Source organism: Alitibacter langaaensis DSM 22999 (assembly GCF_003096995.1).
GTDB classification, from domain to species: Bacteria; Pseudomonadota; Gammaproteobacteria; order Enterobacterales; family Pasteurellaceae; genus Exercitatus; species Exercitatus langaaensis.
On the sequence record NZ_QENU01000012.1, the window covers coordinates 32,944 to 50,758 of the forward strand.

15 protein-coding genes and 3 tRNA genes are annotated in these 17,815 nt (G+C 42.0%); 11 read left to right on the top strand and 7 right to left on the bottom strand.

What is annotated here, in order from left to right; genetic code table 11:
* Positions 1 to 33: 33 nt before the first annotated feature.
* Both C8D76_RS07790 and C8D76_RS07795 read right to left on the bottom strand, forming a co-directional pair.
* A complete protein-coding gene (locus C8D76_RS07790) occupies positions 34 to 1,230 on the bottom strand; it encodes an aminotransferase class V-fold PLP-dependent enzyme (RefSeq protein ID WP_116632224.1) in 1,197 nt (398 codons plus the stop codon).
* Positions 1,231 to 1,241: 11 nt separating this feature from the next.
* Entirely contained in the window at positions 1,242 to 1,727 is a 486-nt protein-coding gene (locus tag C8D76_RS07795) for a thermonuclease family protein (RefSeq protein WP_116632225.1), read from the bottom strand.
* Positions 1,728 to 1,825: 98 nt separating this feature from the next.
* On the opposite strand from C8D76_RS07795, the gene C8D76_RS07800 reads away from it, so the two are divergent.
* Genes C8D76_RS07800 through C8D76_RS07810 form a run of 3 tightly spaced genes read left to right on the top strand, consistent with a single transcriptional unit; the run spans position 1,826 to position 4,289 of the window.
* A complete protein-coding gene (locus C8D76_RS07800; protein ID WP_116632226.1) occupies positions 1,826 to 2,248 on the top strand; it encodes a CidA/LrgA family protein in 423 nt (140 codons plus the stop codon).
* Positions 2,249 to 2,253: 5 nt separating this feature from the next.
* Positions 2,254 to 2,937, top strand: a complete 684-nt coding sequence (locus tag C8D76_RS07805) for a CidB/LrgB family autolysis modulator (protein WP_116632227.1) — start codon at positions 2,254 to 2,256, stop codon at positions 2,935 to 2,937.
* A complete protein-coding gene (locus C8D76_RS07810; protein WP_116632228.1) occupies positions 2,934 to 4,289 on the top strand; it encodes an anti-phage deoxyguanosine triphosphatase in 1,356 nt (451 codons plus the stop codon). Before C8D76_RS07805 ends, C8D76_RS07810 begins: the two co-directional genes overlap by 4 nt.
* Positions 4,290 to 4,326: 37 nt before the next feature.
* Here the strand turns inward: C8D76_RS07810 and C8D76_RS07815 are convergent, their stop codons facing one another.
* A complete protein-coding gene (locus C8D76_RS07815; protein WP_116632229.1) occupies positions 4,327 to 5,214 on the bottom strand; it encodes a TIGR01777 family oxidoreductase in 888 nt (295 codons plus the stop codon).
* Entirely contained in the window at positions 5,215 to 5,679 is a 465-nt protein-coding gene (argR, locus tag C8D76_RS07820; protein WP_116632230.1) for a transcriptional regulator ArgR, read from the bottom strand.
* Between the two features lie 206 nt (positions 5,680 to 5,885).
* Here argR and mdh point away from each other — a divergent pair, with 206 nt between their 5' ends.
* Positions 5,886 to 6,824 carry a malate dehydrogenase gene (gene mdh / locus C8D76_RS07825; RefSeq protein WP_116632231.1) on the top strand — a complete coding sequence of 313 codons (939 nt, stop codon included), beginning with the start codon at positions 5,886 to 5,888 and terminating at the stop codon, positions 6,822 to 6,824.
* A gap of 73 nt (positions 6,825 to 6,897) precedes the next feature.
* Here mdh and prmB read toward each other — a convergent pair whose 3' ends face one another.
* Entirely contained in the window at positions 6,898 to 7,842 is a 945-nt protein-coding gene (gene prmB, locus C8D76_RS07830) for a 50S ribosomal protein L3 N(5)-glutamine methyltransferase (protein WP_116632232.1), read from the bottom strand.
* 59 nt (positions 7,843 to 7,901) lie between these two features.
* Between prmB and smrB the strand changes: the two genes are divergently transcribed.
* Positions 7,902 to 8,408, top strand: a complete 507-nt coding sequence (smrB, locus tag C8D76_RS07835) for an endonuclease SmrB (protein ID WP_116632233.1) — start codon at positions 7,902 to 7,904, stop codon at positions 8,406 to 8,408.
* A 16-nt stretch (positions 8,409 to 8,424) separates the two neighbouring features.
* Here smrB and C8D76_RS07840 read toward each other — a convergent pair whose 3' ends face one another.
* On the bottom strand, positions 8,425 to 9,360 hold the full coding sequence (locus C8D76_RS07840) for a Kdo(2)-lipid IV(A) acyltransferase (RefSeq protein WP_116632234.1): 936 nt from the start codon (positions 9,358 to 9,360) through the stop codon (positions 8,425 to 8,427).
* A 122-nt stretch (positions 9,361 to 9,482) separates the two neighbouring features.
* Here C8D76_RS07840 and hldE point away from each other — a divergent pair, with 122 nt between their 5' ends.
* A complete protein-coding gene (gene hldE / locus C8D76_RS07845; protein WP_116632235.1) occupies positions 9,483 to 10,910 on the top strand; it encodes a bifunctional D-glycero-beta-D-manno-heptose-7-phosphate kinase/D-glycero-beta-D-manno-heptose 1-phosphate adenylyltransferase HldE in 1,428 nt (475 codons plus the stop codon).
* A gap of 101 nt (positions 10,911 to 11,011) precedes the next feature.
* Here hldE and C8D76_RS07850 read toward each other — a convergent pair whose 3' ends face one another.
* Positions 11,012 to 12,379 carry a sodium-dependent transporter gene (locus C8D76_RS07850; protein WP_116632236.1) on the bottom strand — a complete coding sequence of 456 codons (1,368 nt, stop codon included), beginning with the start codon at positions 12,377 to 12,379 and terminating at the stop codon, positions 11,012 to 11,014.
* 190 nt (positions 12,380 to 12,569) lie between these two features.
* Here C8D76_RS07850 and C8D76_RS07855 point away from each other — a divergent pair, with 190 nt between their 5' ends.
* The 5 genes from C8D76_RS07855 to C8D76_RS07875 all read left to right on the top strand — a co-directional run bounded on the left by C8D76_RS07855 (position 12,570) and on the right by C8D76_RS07875 (position 17,710).
* Entirely contained in the window at positions 12,570 to 15,257 is a 2,688-nt protein-coding gene (locus C8D76_RS07855) for a cation transporter (RefSeq protein WP_116632237.1), read from the top strand.
* 107 nt (positions 15,258 to 15,364) lie between these two features.
* Entirely contained in the window at positions 15,365 to 17,299 is a 1,935-nt protein-coding gene (locus C8D76_RS07860; RefSeq protein ID WP_116632238.1) for an ABC transporter ATP-binding protein, read from the top strand.
* 150 nt (positions 17,300 to 17,449) lie between these two features.
* Positions 17,450 to 17,526: transfer RNA gene (locus C8D76_RS07865), tRNA-Arg, on the top strand.
* A 27-nt stretch (positions 17,527 to 17,553) separates the two neighbouring features.
* Positions 17,554 to 17,629 (top strand) — tRNA-His (locus C8D76_RS07870).
* Between the two features lie 4 nt (positions 17,630 to 17,633).
* Positions 17,634 to 17,710, top strand: a tRNA-Pro gene (locus C8D76_RS07875).
* Positions 17,711 to 17,815: the final 105 nt, after the last annotated feature.

Consider the following 17,815-nt stretch of genomic DNA (forward strand, 5'->3'; position numbering starts at 1 on the left):
AAAGCGGAGAATGGTGTTCAATCTGGAGAATTATTAATCTAATAATGCCAATGCCTTCTCTAATGCTTGGAAAAATAATTCGACTTCTCTTGCTGTGTTATAAGGCGCGAAGCTTAATCTTAATGTGTTTGGCACGCCTAAACGAGAGAGATAAGGCATTGCGCAGTGAACGCCTGTGCGTAGTGCAATGTTTTGTTCCGCTAACAGGGTGGCGAGATCAGACGAAGCAATGCCATTAAACACAAAACTCACTACGCTGCTTGGTTCGGGGCTGGTAAATAATTGACAATTTTTATCATTTTTTAACCGCACTTTGACTTGTTCAGCAAGGGCAATCGCGTGTTTTTCTGCTTGAATGAAATCCCATTGTGCTAGCCATTCTAATACAGCATTGAACGCGATGACGCCAGCAATATTCGGCGTGCCCGCTTCTAAGCGATAGGGCAAAGGGGCGAAATGAATTGCATCTTTTGAAACGTCTGTCACCATTTTCCCGCCATATTGTAAGGGCTGAAGTTGTTCAAGTGCGGCCAATTTTCCCGCTAAAACGCCAATGCCATTAGGCCCGTAGATTTTGTGCGCAGAAAAGGCGAGAAAATCCGCATCGAGTTTTTGTAGATCAATTTTCACATGACTAATCGCTTGCGCCGCATCCACTAATGTCAGGGCTTGGCTGTGTTGGCGCACTAATTGAATCAAATACTTAATGGGCTGCTCTGTACCCGTCACATTAGAAATAAAATTAAACGCCACGAGTTTTGTTCGTTCATTTAACGCGCTAACGAGAGCATTTTCATCAATGAGCCAATTATCCAGCAGCGGTAAAATATGAATTTTTGCACCGCACTTTTGGGCAATTTCATGCCATGTCACAAAATTTGCGTGGTGATCTGCTTCGCTGATAATAATTTCATCGCCTGCGTGAATGTGGGGAATTAGCCCATTTGCCACGGTGTTAATGGCTTGTGTGGTGCCGCTCGTCCAAATTATGGCGTTGTCACTTTCCGCATTAATGAATTGGCGAACTCGAGAGCGCGCCTGCTCATAAAGTGCGGTTTGTTTGGCATCATATTGGCTACGGTGAACGGAACCAGCAGAGACATAAAACTCGCTGGTGGCATCAATTAATATTTGGGGTTTCAAGGTTGTCGCAGCGTTGTCTAAATAAACCACGGCATCTTTTTGTTTAAAATAGGGAAATTGTTGGCGAAATTGTTCTGGGTAAAACATTGTTTTTCTCTTTATTGATGTTTTTTATGTTTGCGATATTCACTTGGGCGTATGGGGTGGCTATCTCGCCATAGCCCGATTTTTTGTTGTTTTGCTTGTTGTTGCGCTTGAATATATTCATCATGCTGTACGTATTGATCGTATGCCCATGCCATCCCCATTTTAACCATTTCTAAGTTTATATTTTGCCCTTGGGCGTTAAACACGGTCGCCAGCGTGCGGTAATAGCGATCATAACCCGAAATAGATAATTGCACTTGGCGTTTATATACAAGTTTACTCAAGGCTTTTCGAGATTGATTACCATAGGCTTGTCGGCGCTCTGGTGCATCAATTTCACTAAGTCGAACCCGTAATTGCTTTTTCTCTTGGGTTAAACAGGTTAGCGTATCGCCATCAGAAATACGCACCACCAAGCAATTTAAAGTGCGGTCAGCATTCGCAAAGTTTGTATAAAAGAGCGCAAGCAGGCTGCATAGGAGAGCGTTTTTCCACATATTTATTAGTTTATATCAAGTTTTCTACAAATTAAGGCTAATATTTCTGATATTTTTGGCGTAAAATATTTATACAAAATTTCAAAAAAAGTTGAATTATGAATATCCCAGAGTTATCAAAAAAAGCGTTTGAATTGGTTCGCTCGCTCGCTATTTTATACTTAATGCTCTATCTTGGCGAGTGGGTCGTGCATCTTGTTCCCATCGGTATTCCCGGCAGTATTGTAGGGTTGCTCATTCTCTTCCTTTGTTTAACCACCCAAATTATTCGCGTTAACTGGATTTTTTTCGGCGCGAGTTTGATCATTCGCTATATGGCGATTTTATTTGTGCCTGTGAGTGTAGGCATCATGAAATATTCGGATCTGTTAATTTCCCAAGCGAAAGCCTTGCTCATTCCTAATATGGTTAGCTCAATGGTGACCCTTGTGGTGGTGGGCTTGTTGGGGGATTATCTCTTTTCTCTTAGCTCATTTAAGCATTTGCGCAAAAAAGTGACTAAACGCCGTAATAAGGAGTAAATGGTATGATTTATGGCTTTTCTTTATTAACAATTGCGGCATTTTTTTTGGCGTTGCAAATTAATAAACGCTTGAAATCGATGTTGTTGAATACTTTTGTGCTAACTGTGTTGATTTTAGTGGGCGTGTTGTTGATCACGCATATTCCTTATGATACCTATATGCAAGGCAATGTGCCCCTTAATAATTTGCTTGGCGTGAGTGTTGTCGCCTTGGCGCTGCCACTGTATGAACAGTTACGCCAAATTGCTGCACGCTGGCAAGCGGTGTTGCTCACCACCACTATCGCTTCCGTCTTTGCGATGGCATCAGGGGCAATTATGGCATTGTTGCTGGGGGCGAATCCTGAAATTGTGGCGACCGTGATTTCCAAATCCGTGACAACGCCTATTGCTATGGAAGTTTCTAGCCATCTAGGTGGCGTGCCAGCCGTAGCTGCTGTGGGTGTGGTTTTAGCAGGATTACAAGGTTCTATGTTCGGCTATCTGGTGATGAAAAAATTGCGTATTAAAAATCATGAAGCCATGGGATTGGCGATAGGATCGATGTCCCACGCTTTAGGTACGGTTACCGTCATGGAGGTGGATCAAAAAGCAGGCAGTTATAGTTCAATTTCCTTGGTACTATGTGGTATTATCAGCTCAATTCTTGCCCCATTGGTATTTAAATTGATCTATTTTGCCCTATGAATTTATTGTTAAACCAAGCGTGGTTAGCCCGTTTTTTAGCTGACGAACCACGCGAAAAAGACCATCGCCCTCCATTTCGCCGAGATCGCGCACGTATTTTGCACAGCGCCGCTTTTCGTTGCTTACAAGCCAAAACTCAGATCCACGCCGTGGGCGAAAATGATTTTTTCCGCACCCGTTTAACCCATTCTTTAGAAGTGGCACAAATCGGCAGCAGCTTAACCTCTCAATTAAAATTTGCGGAAAGTTTTACCGCACTTGCGGAGCAATTAGCCGTAAACAAGCTGGATTTACAACGAGAGCTAAAGCCGCTGTTACCCAGTACCGATCTGATTGAAAGCTTATGTTTTGCCCATGACATTGGACATCCCCCTTTTGGGCACGGTGGCGAAACCGCATTGAATTGTATGATGCGAGATCATGGTGGTTTTGAAGGCAATGCACAAACCTTTCGGATCATCACCAAACTAGAGCCTTATACGCCCAATGCTGGCATGAATTTAACTCGCCGCACCATATTGGGACTTGTGAAATATCCCTCTATTTTAGACGAAGCTTCTCCGCAATATGCCGCGCTGAATTTGCCAGCGCATACGGATCCCCATAATTTAAGAATTGCAGATTGGCGTCCGAGTAAAGGCTTATATCGAGATGATTTAGCCATGATGAATTGGCTTTTGCAGCCTTTAACTGAGTCTGACCGCAAATTGTTTACCTCCTTTGCCAAAGTGCGGTCAAATCCGAGCGAGTTTTTGAAAACACGTTTTAAATCATTGGATTGCAGTATTATGGAACTGGCAGATGACATCGCTTACGGCGTGCATGATTTAGAAGATGCTATCGTAGTGGGGATGATCACGCCTAATTTATGGCAAGTGGCTTATGATGAACTGAAATCGTGCTCTTCAGATTGGATGCGTGCTAATGTGGAACAACTCACGAAAAAGCTATTTTCTAATTATCATTATGAACGCAAAAATGCCATCGGGGCGTTGGTGAATTATTTAATTACCCACGTGCGCTGGAAAATCACTGACGATTTTGATGACCCATTATTGCGTTATAATGCCGAGTTGCCAGATGATGTGATTTGTGTGCTAAATATCTTCAAAGATTTTGTATTCAAATATGTGATTCGAGATGTAGAAACACAGCGAATTGAGTACAAAGGGCAGCGCATTCTCACTGAAATGTTCCAAGTTTTCGACAGTGATCCAACACGTTTATTGCCGCGGAATACGGTCAACCGTTGGCTCAATGCGGAAGAGCAAGGCAAAAAACGGATCATTTGTGATTATGTGGCTGGAATGTCAGATGCTTATGCGTTGAAAGTCTATAAGCAGTTATCGTAGCGTATTGTTGCGTATTAAAGCACCTTAAGGTGCTTTTTTATTTCAGTTCAGTGGCTAACCAATGCTCAAAATCTTCAAATTGAAATTGGAATCCTGCACGCTGTAATTTTTCAGGATAAACACGCTGACTGTCTAAAACTAACTTGGCGCGTTCGCCTAATAATAGACGTAAAAGCCATGCTGGCGCGTGGGCAAAGTGCGGTCGGTTTAGCTGAGATCCTAAAATTGAATTGAAATTTTGATTGCGGATTGGGTTTGGCGAACTCATATTAAATGCCCCTTGGCATTGGTTGTTTTGCATTAAGAAATTCACCGCAGCAACCATATCTTGCAAGGCGATCCAAGGCATAAATTGTTTGCCGTTGCCTAATTTTCCCCCAAGCCCCCATTGATATAATTTCAGCATTCTTCCCAATGCGCCACCCGACCGAGCCAGTGGCATTCCTGTGCGAATTGTACAAACTCGGGTATGGGCTTGATTCGCTGCATTTTCCCACGCTTGACACAATAGGCCTGTAAAACATTGGCTCGCAGCTGAATTTTCGGTTAAAAGATTTTCCCCAGCATCGCCATAAAACCCCGTGGCTGAAGCAGAAATAAAACAGTCTGGCGGTGTTTGGCTTTGATTGATAAGTGCGGTCAGTTTTTCAGTTAAATCAATACGGCTATGCCAAAGCTTGCTTTTTTGTTTGTTTGTCCAACGCTGATCAAAGATAGGTTCTCCAGCTAAATTGATGACAGCATCGAAGTCATTGAAATGTTCAAAAATATCTAAATTTTTGACCGCACTTACGGGCTGTGGAAACTGAGATTTGGCTCGTTCGGGATTACGAGAGAGCAAGGTAATTTGGTGGTTATCAGCAAGCCATTTATTGACTAATGCCTTGCCGATAAAACCTGTTGCCCCAGTGATGAAAATGTTCATTTACAGTGAATTTTCAAAAAGTTGTTGTATGTTGCGAATGAGCTGTTCAATGGATGTGCCTTTTGTTGGCGTGATGAAAATGGTGTCATCGCCCGCAATGGTGCCTAAAATACCGTCTGCTTTTCCCACTGAATCTAACAAGCGAGCAATAAGCTGTGCCGCACCAGGGCTGGTTTTCACCACAATTAGCAAATCATTATAATCAATATCCAGTACTAAATTTTTCAGCGGGCTGCTCGTGTTCGGCACGCTCAGTTCATTAGGCAAGCAATAGACCATTTCCATACGGGTATTACGCGTACGAATTGCGCCAAACTTAGTCAGCATTCGCGATACTTTTGATTGATTAATATTGCTAAATCCCATATCCTGCAGCGCAGTAACAATTTCGCTTTGCGAACCAAAACGTTCTTGGGCAAGTAAATCTTTGAAAGCAGAGAGTAAGTTATTGGTTTTTCCAGTCATAAAAATTCAAGATAAATGCATAAATAATGCATGAATTTTGCATAAAAATTCAGAAATATGCAATAGAAATTTATTTAATTGCTTTTTTCGCCAAAAATTTGCGCTAGATCGCAAAAATGAACTTTCACATTTGAAATTCGCGATAATAGCCCGTACACTTATACCCAATTTAAGTTATTACTTTTTTAAAATCGAGGAGTCCTACGATGAAAGTGACAGTATTAGGCGCTGCCGGTGGTATTGGTCAACCTTTATCTTTATTATTAAAACTTAATCTTCCCGCGGGGAGCGAATTGAGTTTATATGATGTTGCACCGTCCACTCCAGGTGTGGCAAAAGATGTTAGCCATATTCCAACCGATGTCAAAGTAGAAGGTTTTACGGGAGAAGATCCTAGCGAAGCATTAAAAGGCGCGGATATTGTATTAATTCCCGCTGGCGTAGCTCGCAAACCAGGCATGACTCGCGCAGATTTATTCAATATTAATGCAAGCATTGTGCGTGATTTGGTAGCGAAAGCCGCACAAGTTTGTCCAAAAGCTTGCATTGGTATCATCACTAACCCTGTAAACGCTACCGTACCCATTGCAGCAGAAGTGTTGAAAAAAGCGGGCGTTTATGACAAGCGTAAATTATTTGGCGTAACAACCTTAGATGTGATTCGTTCAGAAACCTTTATTGCCGAGCTAAAAAATACCGAATTGCGCCCAAATTACATTAGTGTGATTGGTGGACATTCTGGCACAACTATTTTGCCATTATTATCACAAGTGCAACACGTTGAGTTTAGCGATGATGAAGTGAAATCATTAACCACCCGCATTCAAAATGCAGGTACTGAAGTGGTTGAAGCCAAAGCAGGAGCAGGTTCTGCTACACTTTCTATGGCATATGCCGCAATGCGTTTTGCGCTATCATTAGTGCGTGCAGCACAAGGCGAAAATGTGGTGACTTGCGCTTATGTAGAAGGCGATGGCAAATATGCACCGTTCTTTGCCCAACCATTATTATTAGGCAAAGACGGCGTGGATCAATTATTACCAATTGGTCCATTAAGCGCATTTGAACAGGCTGCACTCGATGAAATGTTGCCCGCATTACGCACAGAAATTGAAAATGGCGTAAAATTTGTGAAAGAAAGTTAATTTCGAGTCTGTCTATTTACAATTGTTATCGACAAAAAAGTGCGGTTAATTGACCGCACTTTTTCTGTTTTAGCTAAGCAAATAAATCACGATATTCCATTAGTTGCGCTTTGGTTAAGGCGAAAACTCCTAAGCCGCCGTTTTTGAGTTCAACCCAATTAAACGGCACTTCAGGGAATTGTTCAATTAAATGCACCATGCTATTGCCCACTTCGCAGACTAATAGCCCATCATCATTCAAATAATCGGCTGCTTTCGCAAGGATTTGTTTGGTAATATCCAAGCCATCTGCGCCAGAGCCGAGAGCGAGTTCGGGCTCAAAATGAAATTCTTCCGGCATATCGGTTAAATCTTCTGAATCCACATAAGGCGGATTGGTGACGATTAAATCATATTTTTCGCCAATAAGATTGTTGAATAAATCTGATTGTAGCGGGAATACGCGATCAAGCATACCGTGACGCTCAATATTTAATTCCGCTACGTTGAGCGCATCAAAAGAGAGATCAACAGCATCGACCTCAGCTTGTGGAAAGATATTGGCACAAGCGATAGCAATGCAACCACTGCCTGTGCAGAGATCTAAAATGCGTTTAGGGTTATGCTCTAACAAACCTTGGAAACGTTCTTCAATTAATGCACTAATCGGCGAACGTGGCACGATCACTCTTTCATCCACATAAAATTCGAGCCCGCAAAACCATGCACTATTCACTAAATAAGCAACAGGAACACGTTTGGCTAATCGTTCTGTGACTAAGCCGACTAATAATTGTTTTTCGGATAAGGTTAAACGGGTATCAAATAAATCATTGGGTAAATCCATTGGCAGTTCCAAGCCAGTTAATATCAAATGCAAACTTTCGTCCCATGGATTATCTTGACCATGCCCATAATAAATATCGGAACGATTAAAATTGCTGTATGTCCAGCGTAAAAAATCTTTAATGGTTTGTAGGCTGTTAGGAACATCATCTGAGCTGATCAGATCAATAAGTTCTTGATTATGTGTAGTCATAGAAACACCTTATGGGAAAAAATTTGTGCTATTATACGTGAAATTTAAAGGAAAGCAGAATGTTAAACGAAGAAGATATTGCCTTATTTCGCGAAAATGTCCAAGGCACGAAAAAAATGCAACAAAACACCTTTGTGCCTCCTCGACAAATCACGACCAAGAAAAAATCAGAGCAGCGTGAAATTCGAGAAAAACAAGACACGCTGTTTTACTTTTCCGATGAATATGAGCCGCTGTTAGATGAAGAAAGTGCGGTCAAATATTTGCGAGAAAATGAAGACAGTTATTTGCTGAAACAGCTACGACGAGGCGATTTCTCGCCTGAATTATTTTTAGACCTGCATGGTTTAACGCGTGAACAAGCGAAACTGGAATTAGCCAGTTTATTGCAGGCTTGTGTTGATGAACATGTGTATTGCGCGAGTATTATGACAGGCTACGGCACTTACACACTGAAAAAGCAAATTCCACGTTGGCTGGTGCAACACCCAAGAGTGCGCGCTTTGCATCAAGCCCCTAAAGAATGGGGTGGCGATGCGGCAATTTTGATTCTAGTGGATGTTTAATTGATAAAGTAGATGTTTAATCGTATAAACTTGGCGAATGCGCATCTGGGCGAGTTTTGAAACGGCGGTGCAGCCACATATATTGGCTCACGCCTTTCATAATTTCTTTTTCAACCACTTGATTCATCCGAATCGCAATATCAGTGGCATTATCTAAATCAGAAAAATCCACCGCAGGCGAAATGCTGACATGATAGCCAGAACCATCGGCTTTGCGCAATGGTGCAAAGGGAACGACTTTGCTATTAGGCGATGAACGCAGTAAATAAGACGTGCCTGAAGTCGTGCCCGCATCTTTTACCCCAAAAAACGGCACAAACACCGCATTCTTGCGACCATAATCGTGATCAGGCGCATACCAAATTGTTTCACCGTGCTTTAAGGCGCGGATCATTGAGCGCAAATCTTTGCGATCCACCATGTCTTTATTCGAACGCAAACGCCCCCAAACTTGTAGCCAGTTAAAAATTGGGTTGTCATTTGGGCGATAAACACCAACGCCTTGATGCTCAATGCCAACAATACGCGCACCAATTTCAAGGGTTAGAAAATGCACGCCTACCAAAATAATGCCATCTTTGGCGTGATTTTTTAAATGTTCAATGCCTTCAATGGTGGACCATTTCTTAATTCGGCGATCAGACCAAAACCAAGCCATACCCGTTTCGATAATTGCCATGCCCACAGATTGTAAATTTTCTTGTAGAATTTTTTCGCGTTCTGTCTCAGGCATTTGCGGAAAGGCTAATTCCAAATTTCGGCGTGCGATTTTAGCGCGGCGTTTACCAACACTTAATTTAGAAAATAGCCAGCCTAAGCCTAAACCGATTTTGCGCAGAACAGGATAGGGCAAGCATAAAATAAGCCAAAACAAACCCACAGCGAGCCAAAATCCCCAATGTTTGGGATAAAGATAAGATTTTTCAAATTGTGGCAAATGATTTTTAGACATAGTGATAATTCTCGTAAAGTGCGGCTAGTTTAACGTAAATTTCACTAAATATTAAGCCAAAGACAGTATGGCTGTGATAAAATCGCAATAATTTTTTAGATAATAGAATTAGGAAAATAAAAATGGCTCAATATTCAGCACACTTTCCCAATGCAAAAGTTTTAGTATTAGGCGATGTTATGCTCGATCGTTATTGGTTTGGCGCAACGAATCGTATTTCACCAGAAGCGCCTGTGCCGGTGGTGCGCGTGCAAGACAATGAAGAACGTGCAGGCGGTGCTGCCAATGTGGCAATGAATATTGCTTCTCTTAATGTGCCTGTTGAATTATTAGGATTAACTGGAAATGATGAAGCAGGTTCAGCGTTGATTCATTTGTTAGAAAATCAAAAAATAACCTGTGATTTTGTGCGTTTAGATACCCACCCAACCATTACAAAATTGCGCATTCTTTCTCGCCATCAACAATTATTACGCCTTGATTTTGAAGAAGATTTTAATAATGTTCAAAGTGAAGATCTTCTTAAAAAGCTAGAAAGTGCGGTCAAAAATGTGGGTGCTTTGGTGCTGTCTGATTATGGCAAAGGAACTTTAAACGATGTGCAAAAAATGATTCAGATTGCCCGAAAAGCGAATGTGCCAGTTTTGATTGATCCTAAAGGAACAGATTTTGAACGTTACCGTGGCGCAACATTGCTCACACCGAATATGTCAGAATTTGAAGCCGTTGCAGGGCAGTGCCAGAGTGAAGACGATATTGTGGCGAAAGGGTTAAAAATGATCGCAGATTTTGAATTGAGCGCACTTTTAGTGACGCGTTCAGAAAAAGGGATGACATTATTACGCCCGAATCAGCCCGCATTCCATTTAGCCACAGAAGCTAAAGAAGTTTATGACGTAACAGGGGCGGGAGATACGGTTATTTCTGTGCTCGCCACCGCTTTGGCAGACGGTCGCTCATTGGAAGAGTCTTGTTATCTAGCCAATGTGGCAGCGGGTATCGTTGTCGGTAAATTAGGCACCTCGACTGTTTCTACAGTGGAATTAGAAAATGCGATTCACGGCCGTACTGAAACGGGTTTTGGCATTATGACGGAAACTGAACTTAAAAGTGCGGTCAAATTAGCCAAAGATCGTGGCGAAAAAATTGTGATGACGAACGGTTGTTTTGATATTTTACATCCAGGGCACGTTTCTTATTTAGAGAATGCGCGCAAATTGGGCGATCGCTTAATTGTTGCCGTGAACACCGATGTTTCAGTAAAACGTTTGAAAGGCGAAACTCGCCCAATTAACGATTTAGCGAGTCGTATGGCGGTGTTAGCTGGGTTATCTTCTGTGGATTGGCTCGTGGCATTCGATGAAGATACACCGCAGCGTTTAATTGGCGAAATTCTGCCAGATTTGCTAGTGAAAGGTGGCGATTACAAACCCGAAGACATCGCGGGCTCAAAAGAAGTTTGGGCAAATGGGGGCGATGTTAAAGTATTGAACTTTGAAAATGGCTGCTCAACGAGCAATGTGATTAAGAAAATCCAAACATTGAAATAATGGCATAAAGATAAACCCGACACGAAGTCGGGTTTTTTATTATCGGCAAATAAGGTTTTTCTATAATGAAATAATTAGGCTCGTTTCTGTGCCTAGTTGGGTTATAGCAAAAAGTTACTGATGAAAATCACGATAATAATTGCTGGCACCACGAATTTAACATAGTTAAACCATACTGTTGTGATTAGGGAATCTGGGGTTGGCGATAATTCTTTTTTTGCTTTATCTTTCAAAACAAATCCCACAAAAATTGAACAGCCAAGTGCGGTCAATAAAAACAAAATATTTCCGCTGATGTAGTCAAAGGCATCAAAAATACTCATACCAAATGGGCGCACATCTTTTAGTAGATTGTCACTTAACACTGATGGAATGTTACCTAAGATGAAAATGCCACCAAGCGTCAATAAAATCGCTTTGCCACGACGCATACGCAATTTTTCTTGCAATGCGGTGATAATCACTTCGTAAATAGTAATGGAAGTGGTTAATGCGGCAATTAATAATAAGCTGAAGAACACAACGGCAAACAGCGTACCAAACGGCAAGTGTGAGAAGACAATCGGTAAACTTTGGAATACTAATGTAGGTCCTGAGTTAGGCGCGATACCAAAGCTAAATAATGATGGAAAGATCATAAAGCCTGCAAGTACTGCAATGATGGTATTGGTGAAACCTGTAATAACGGCAGTTTGAACTAGATTTTCTTCTTTACTAAGATAGCTCGACAACGTGATTAAAACACCGAAACCAAGGCTCAAGGCAAAGAAAACTTGCCCTAACACTTTAATGAATAATTCTGCGGTGATTTTGCTGAAGTCAGGTTTGAGATAGTAGACGATGCCTTCAATTGCACCTGGCAAGGTAACGTTGCGAATCACCATGCCAATAAGAAAAACAAAGAGCAGTGGCATTAAGAATTTCACCGAACGTTCAATTCCACCAATAATCCCTTTGGCTAAAATCACATAGTTGACGGCAACAAAAATAAAGGTATAAAGCAAAATTTGTAATGGACTATTACCAATGCTGAGATCGTAGAATTGTTTAGCGGTGTCTTTAGTAATCGGAGCTGAAATGTCAAGGCTGCCACTAATCAAGCTGATGATATAGTTCATCACCCAACCACCAAGCACCATATAATATGCCATAATGCCAAAGGCGCCGAGCAAGCCCATATAACCGATAATTTTCCACCATTTTGAAATGCTTCTATCTTGTAATTTATCGCCAAATGCATCAATCGAGTTTACGCGTAAACGGCGACCAATCACATTTTCAACTAAAATCATCGGGATCCCGATCACAATCATAGCCACGCAGAAAAGCAGTACATAAGCACCGCCTCCATTTTCGCCCACGAGATACGGAAAGCGCCAAGTTGCGCCAAATCCCACGGTCGCACCTGCAACGGTCATAATATAAGTGAGTTTGCTAGACCAAGTTTGGCGTTCTTGTTTTTGAGTCATTTTTTGTCCGTTGAATAAATAAAAAAGGCTGTCATTTTAACCGTATTTTGAGAAAAATCCAAATGATGCGTGTGATGATTGGGGATGATATGTTGTGGCGCCGAATTTATTCATTCCATTGAAAAAATGATTGACCTTATCCTTAGGGTAAGGTTTATGATAAGCGAAGTTAATAAACAAGGAGAAAAATATGAGCGTAACTATTTTAGCTTTACAAGATCTTTCTTGTGGGCATTGTGTGAAATCAGTAACCACAGCGTTGGAAAAAATCCCTAATGTAGAAAGTGTGCAAGTTACATTACACTTTGCGAAAGTCGTTGGCGATGTAAATCCGCAAACCTTAATTGATGCCGTTATCGATGCGGGTTACCAAGCTCAACTTGCGCAGCCGAATTTTGAATTGGCATTAAGTGGTTTAAATTGCGGGCATTGTATTCAAGCAACGGAAAAAGCGCTAAGTGCGGTGGAAAATGTCGATGTTTTTGACGTGACTAAAACATCCGCTAAGATTTATGGTTCTGCGGATCCGCAACTTGTGATTGCCGCCATTATAGATGCAGGATTTGACGCTCAGTTATCCACTGAAAGCCCAAAGCCTGAACTACCAACACAACCAGTGGTGGAACCTGCACCTGTGGTGGTAGTGAATGAAAATCAGGAAAATATGACAGCTGAAAATACAGTTTCGTTGCTATTAGACGGCTTAAGTTGTGCGGCTTGTGTATTAAAAGTGGAACGTGCGTTACAGGGTGTACCTAATGTTCAACAGGCTCGAGTGAATTTAGCTGAGCAAATGGCATTTGTGACAGGTGAAGCTGAGCCTCAAGGCTTGATACAAGCGGTGATTAATGCAGGTTACGGGGCTGAGCTTATTGAAAATGAAACAGAACGCCGAGCAAAACAGCAAGCTCAGGCGCAAGCGGAAATTCGGCAACGAAAATGGCAATCTTTTGTTGCCTTGATTGTCGGTTTCGGCTTGTTATTTTGGGGCTTGTTAGGCGGACAAACCCAAGTCAACTCGGAAAACCAAGGGGCTTGGATTATTGTCGGTGTCATCACGCTCATTGTCATGATATTCACAGGCGGGCATTTTTACCAACGTGCAGCTAAAAATCTACTGAAAAAGACAGCCACTATGGACACCTTAGTGGCGTTGGGAACAGGCGCAGGTTGGCTATTTTCAATGTCTGTCGCGGTTTTCCCCCACTTTTTCCCAGAAACGGAGCGTCATCTCTATTTTGAAAGCAGTGCGATGATCATTGGCTTGATCAACCTAGGGAAAATGTTGGAAGTCAAAGCCAAACAACATTCTTCCAAAGCGTTGGAACATTTACTTGATCTCACGCCTAAAACCGCACGGGTTGCTGATGAACAAGGTGAAAGAGAAATCCCTTTGACGCAAGTTAAACAAGGCATGATTTTACGTGTACAAACGGGGGATCGTGTTTCTGTGGACGGTATCGTCACCCAAGGCAGCGCATGGCTTGATGAAAGTATGCTAACAGGCGAACCGTTGCCAGTGCAGAAATATGTAGGGGATAAAATCAGTGCGGGGACTTTAGTAACCGATGGTTCATTACTCTTCCGCGCAGAACAAATTGGCAACCAAACCACGCTTGCCCATATTATTAAGCTAGTTCGTCAGGCGCAGAACAGCAAACCTCAAATTGCACAATTAGTCGATAAAATCGCTGCCGTGTTTGTGCCTGTTGTCGTAGCAATAGCACTATTGGCAGCGTTAATTTGGTATTTCGTTACAAAAGAAATTTCTTATTCTTTCATCGTGCTAACAACTGTGTTGATTATCGCTTGTCCTTGCGCCTTAGGTTTGGCCACGCCAATGTCTATTATTGCAGGTGTGGGGCGCGCAGCAGAGCTAGGCGTGTTGGTGCGTGATGCCGATGCTTTACAAAAAGCCGCCAGTGCAGATACGCTGGTTTTTGATAAAACAGGCACGCTTACAAAAGGTGAGCCAAAAGTGACCGCACTTTATACCTATAACGAAACCACTCAACAAAGTGCGGTGCGTTTTGCAGCAGTTTTAGAGCAAGGGGCGAACCATCCTTTAGCAAAAGCTATTTTGGCGCTGAATAATGAACATTTAGATGCCGTGGCTGAGTTTAAAACCTTAAAAGGTTTAGGTGTGACAGGGCGATTAAATGGCAAAAAACTTGCCCTAGGCAACCGCACTTTAATGACACAGCTTGGCGTGGCAACAGCGCAGGCGGAAAGCCAGTTCCAGCAAGAAAGTGAGAAAGGTGCAACTGTTGTCTTTCTCGCTGTGGAAAACCAACTGGCGGCGATTTTTGCAATTCGCGATCCATTGCGTGATGATAGCCAAGCGGCGTTACAACGTTTACGAGTTCAAGGCTATCATTTAGTGATGCTCACAGGAGATCAAGAGAAAACCGCGCAAGCCATTGCCGATGAAGTGGGGATCGATCATGTGATTGCGGGGATATTACCTGATGCCAAAGCCCAAGCTATTCAGCAATTACAACAGCAAGGGCGAAGAGTAGTGATGGTGGGGGACGGCATTAATGACGCACCTGCCTTAGCCCAAGCGGATGTTAGCATGGCGATAGGTTCTGGCAGCGATATTGCCATTGAAACTGCCGAATTAACCTTAATGCACCATAGCATACATGCGGTGGCAGATGCGTTAAGTTTATCAAAAGCAACATTACGCAATATGAAACAAAATCTATTTTTTGCTTTCATTTACAATAGCTTAGGTATTCCTTTCGCCGCTGGTGTGTTTTATCCGCTGTTTGGCTGGTTATTAAACCCAATGATCGGGGGCGCAGCAATGGCGTGTTCTTCGATTACGGTGGCAACGAATGCCAATCGATTATTAAAATTCACCCCAAAAGCGTAAATTCATCATCTCAAAGTGCGGTCAAAAAATTTCTTATTTTTTGACCGCACTTTTGCATCAAAAAATGATAAGATTGTGCACAATTTTTACGACAGAATTTGAAAATCATGGCATTAATTAGTTTAACCAATGGATACCTTTCTTTTAGTGATGCACCTTTATTAGATCACGCCGAACTGCACATTGAGCCAAATGAACGAGTGTGTTTAGTGGGTCGCAATGGCGCAGGAAAATCGACATTGCTCAAAATTCTAGCTGGCGATGTGATTATGGATGACGGCAAATTGCAGTTTGAACGTGATTTGATCGTTTCCCGCTTAGAACAAGATCCCCCACGCCACGCCGAAGGCAATGTTTTTGATTATGTGGCTGAAGGTATTGGGCATCTCTCTGCGCTTTTAAAAGACTATCACCGCATTTCCACCCAACTGGAAACCGAGTACAGCGATACCGCATTAACCCAGTTAGCACAAGTCCAAGCGAAATTAGAGCACGAAAATGGTTGGCAATTTGAAAATAAAATAAAAGAAGTGCTGGGCAAATTAGATCTTAATGCGAATACCCAATTATCAGAGTTATCAGGCGGCTGGTTGCGAAAAGCGGCATTAGCTCGAGCGTTAGTGTGTGCGCCAGATGTGTTATTGCTTGATGAACCGACTAACCATTTGGATGTGGATGCCATTGAATGGTTGGAAGAATTTTTATTAGGATTTGATGGCAGCATTGTTTTTATTTCCCATGACCGCTCTTTTATTCGCAAAATGGCAACCCGCATTGTGGATTTAGATCGTGGACAGCTAGTTTCTTATTCTGGCGATTATGATACCTATCTCGCCACAAAAGAAGAAAACTTGCGTGTAGAAGCATTACAAAATGAACTGTTTGATAAAAAGCTGGCGCAGGAAGAAGTTTGGATTCGCCAAGGAATTAAAGCGCGCCGCACCCGTAATGAAGGGCGTGTGCGAGCGTTAAAAGCTTTACGAGAAGAACGCCGCCAACGCCGTGATGTGCTTGGTGCTGCGAAGTTGCAATTGGATACATCTAGCCGTTCAGGGAAAATTGTGTTTGAAGTGGAAAATGCCAATTATGAAATCGAAGGTAAAAAATTACTTTCTGATTTCAGCACCACAATTTTACGCGGTGATAAAATTGCTTTAGTCGGGCCAAATGGTTGTGGCAAAACCACCTTTATTAAACTTTTACTCGGGCAACTTAATCCTACATCGGGAACGATTCGTTGCGGTACTAAACTTGATATTGCTTATTTTGATCAATACCGAATCGATCTTGATCCTGAAAAAACAGTGATGGACAATGTCGCCGATGGTAAACAAGATGTTGAAGTCAATGGGGTAAAACGCCATGTATTAGGCTATTTACAAGATTTTTTATTTCCGCCTAAACGTGCAATGACGCCAGTAAAAGCGCTTTCTGGCGGTGAACGTAACCGTTTATTATTAGCCAAATTATTACTAAAACCGAATAATTTGCTCATTCTTGATGAACCTACCAATGACTTGGATGTAGAAACATTAGAATTGCTAGAGGAAATTCTTGCGGATTATCAAGGCACCTTGATTATCGTCAGCCATGACCGACAATTTATTGATAATGTAGCAACCGAATGTTATATGTTTGAAGGCAATGGCGTTTTAAATAAATATGTAGGTGGTTTTTTTGATGCCAAACAGCAGCAGGCAAATGTGTTAGCGATTAAAGCCGCCGAACAACAAGCGCAAAACCCAAAAACAACAGAAAGTGCGGTCGAAATTAAGCCAATTTCTCAGCCCGTTCGCCAACGTACAGTGAAACTTTCTTATAAAGAACAACGAGAACTTGAGCAATTGCCGCAATTGTTAGAAGAATTAGAAGAAAAACTGACCGCACTTCAAGAAGAAGTGAGTTCACCTGAGTTTTTTCAACAATCTCATGAATATACCGCAGCCAAATTACAAGAATTAGCTGAAAAAGAACAAGAATCAGAAAATGCTTTCTTACGTTGGGAAGCGTTAGAAGAAAAGAAAAATCAAAGTTTGAATTAAAATTTAGACAAAAATTTGTGAGTTTTTCGACAGTTTGCACAAAATAACGCCGAACAATGTAATAAATGCAAATTTTTATAAAAAAGTGCTAGACAAGCTTTGGGGAAATCATTAATATACGCCCCCGTTGCGACGCATTAACTTAAACACGCGTTCGTAGCTCAGTTGGATAGAGCGTTGGCCTCCGGAGCCAAAGGTCGCAAGTTCGAATCTTGTCGAGCGCGCCAGAGACAATGCAAACAACAACTACAATGGTGGCTATAGCTCAGTTGGTAGAGCCCTGGATTGTGATTCCAGTTGTCGTGGGTTCGAATCCCATTAGCCACCCCATTATCGGCGAGTAGCGCAGCTTGGTAGCGCAACTGGTTTGGGACCAGTGGGTCGTAGGTTCAAATCCTATCTCGCCGACCAATTTATTTGCTCTTTAACAATTTATCAGACAATCTGTGTGGGCACGAGTAAGATTCGTTTTGAAAAAAATTAAAACAGAAACTTAAAGTGCTGAACAAAGTTAAT

Coding starts and splice junctions, on each gene's coding strand:
- C8D76_RS07860 (WP_116632238.1), top strand. CDS start 15,365: ATGGCATTAATTAGTTTAACCAATGGATACCTTTCTTTTAGTGATGCA.
- hldE (WP_116632235.1), top strand. CDS start 9,483: ATGGCTCAATATTCAGCACACTTTCCCAATGCAAAAGTTTTAGTATTA.
- C8D76_RS07815 (WP_116632229.1), bottom strand. CDS start 5,214: ATGAACATTTTCATCACTGGGGCAACAGGTTTTATCGGCAAGGCATTA.
- argR (WP_116632230.1), bottom strand. CDS start 5,679: ATGACTGGAAAAACCAATAACTTACTCTCTGCTTTCAAAGATTTACTT.
- C8D76_RS07850 (WP_116632236.1), bottom strand. CDS start 12,379: ATGACTCAAAAACAAGAACGCCAAACTTGGTCTAGCAAACTCACTTAT.
- mdh (WP_116632231.1), top strand. CDS start 5,886: ATGAAAGTGACAGTATTAGGCGCTGCCGGTGGTATTGGTCAACCTTTA.
- C8D76_RS07790 (WP_116632224.1), bottom strand. CDS start 1,230: ATGTTTTACCCAGAACAATTTCGCCAACAATTTCCCTATTTTAAACAA.
- C8D76_RS07840 (WP_116632234.1), bottom strand. CDS start 9,360: ATGTCTAAAAATCATTTGCCACAATTTGAAAAATCTTATCTTTATCCC.
- smrB (WP_116632233.1), top strand. CDS start 7,902: ATGTTAAACGAAGAAGATATTGCCTTATTTCGCGAAAATGTCCAAGGC.
- prmB (WP_116632232.1), bottom strand. CDS start 7,842: ATGACTACACATAATCAAGAACTTATTGATCTGATCAGCTCAGATGAT.
- C8D76_RS07810 (WP_116632228.1), top strand. CDS start 2,934: ATGAATTTATTGTTAAACCAAGCGTGGTTAGCCCGTTTTTTAGCTGAC.
- C8D76_RS07800 (WP_116632226.1), top strand. CDS start 1,826: ATGAATATCCCAGAGTTATCAAAAAAAGCGTTTGAATTGGTTCGCTCG.
- C8D76_RS07805 (WP_116632227.1), top strand. CDS start 2,254: ATGATTTATGGCTTTTCTTTATTAACAATTGCGGCATTTTTTTTGGCG.
- C8D76_RS07795 (WP_116632225.1), bottom strand. CDS start 1,727: ATGTGGAAAAACGCTCTCCTATGCAGCCTGCTTGCGCTCTTTTATACA.
- C8D76_RS07855 (WP_116632237.1), top strand. CDS start 12,570: ATGAGCGTAACTATTTTAGCTTTACAAGATCTTTCTTGTGGGCATTGT.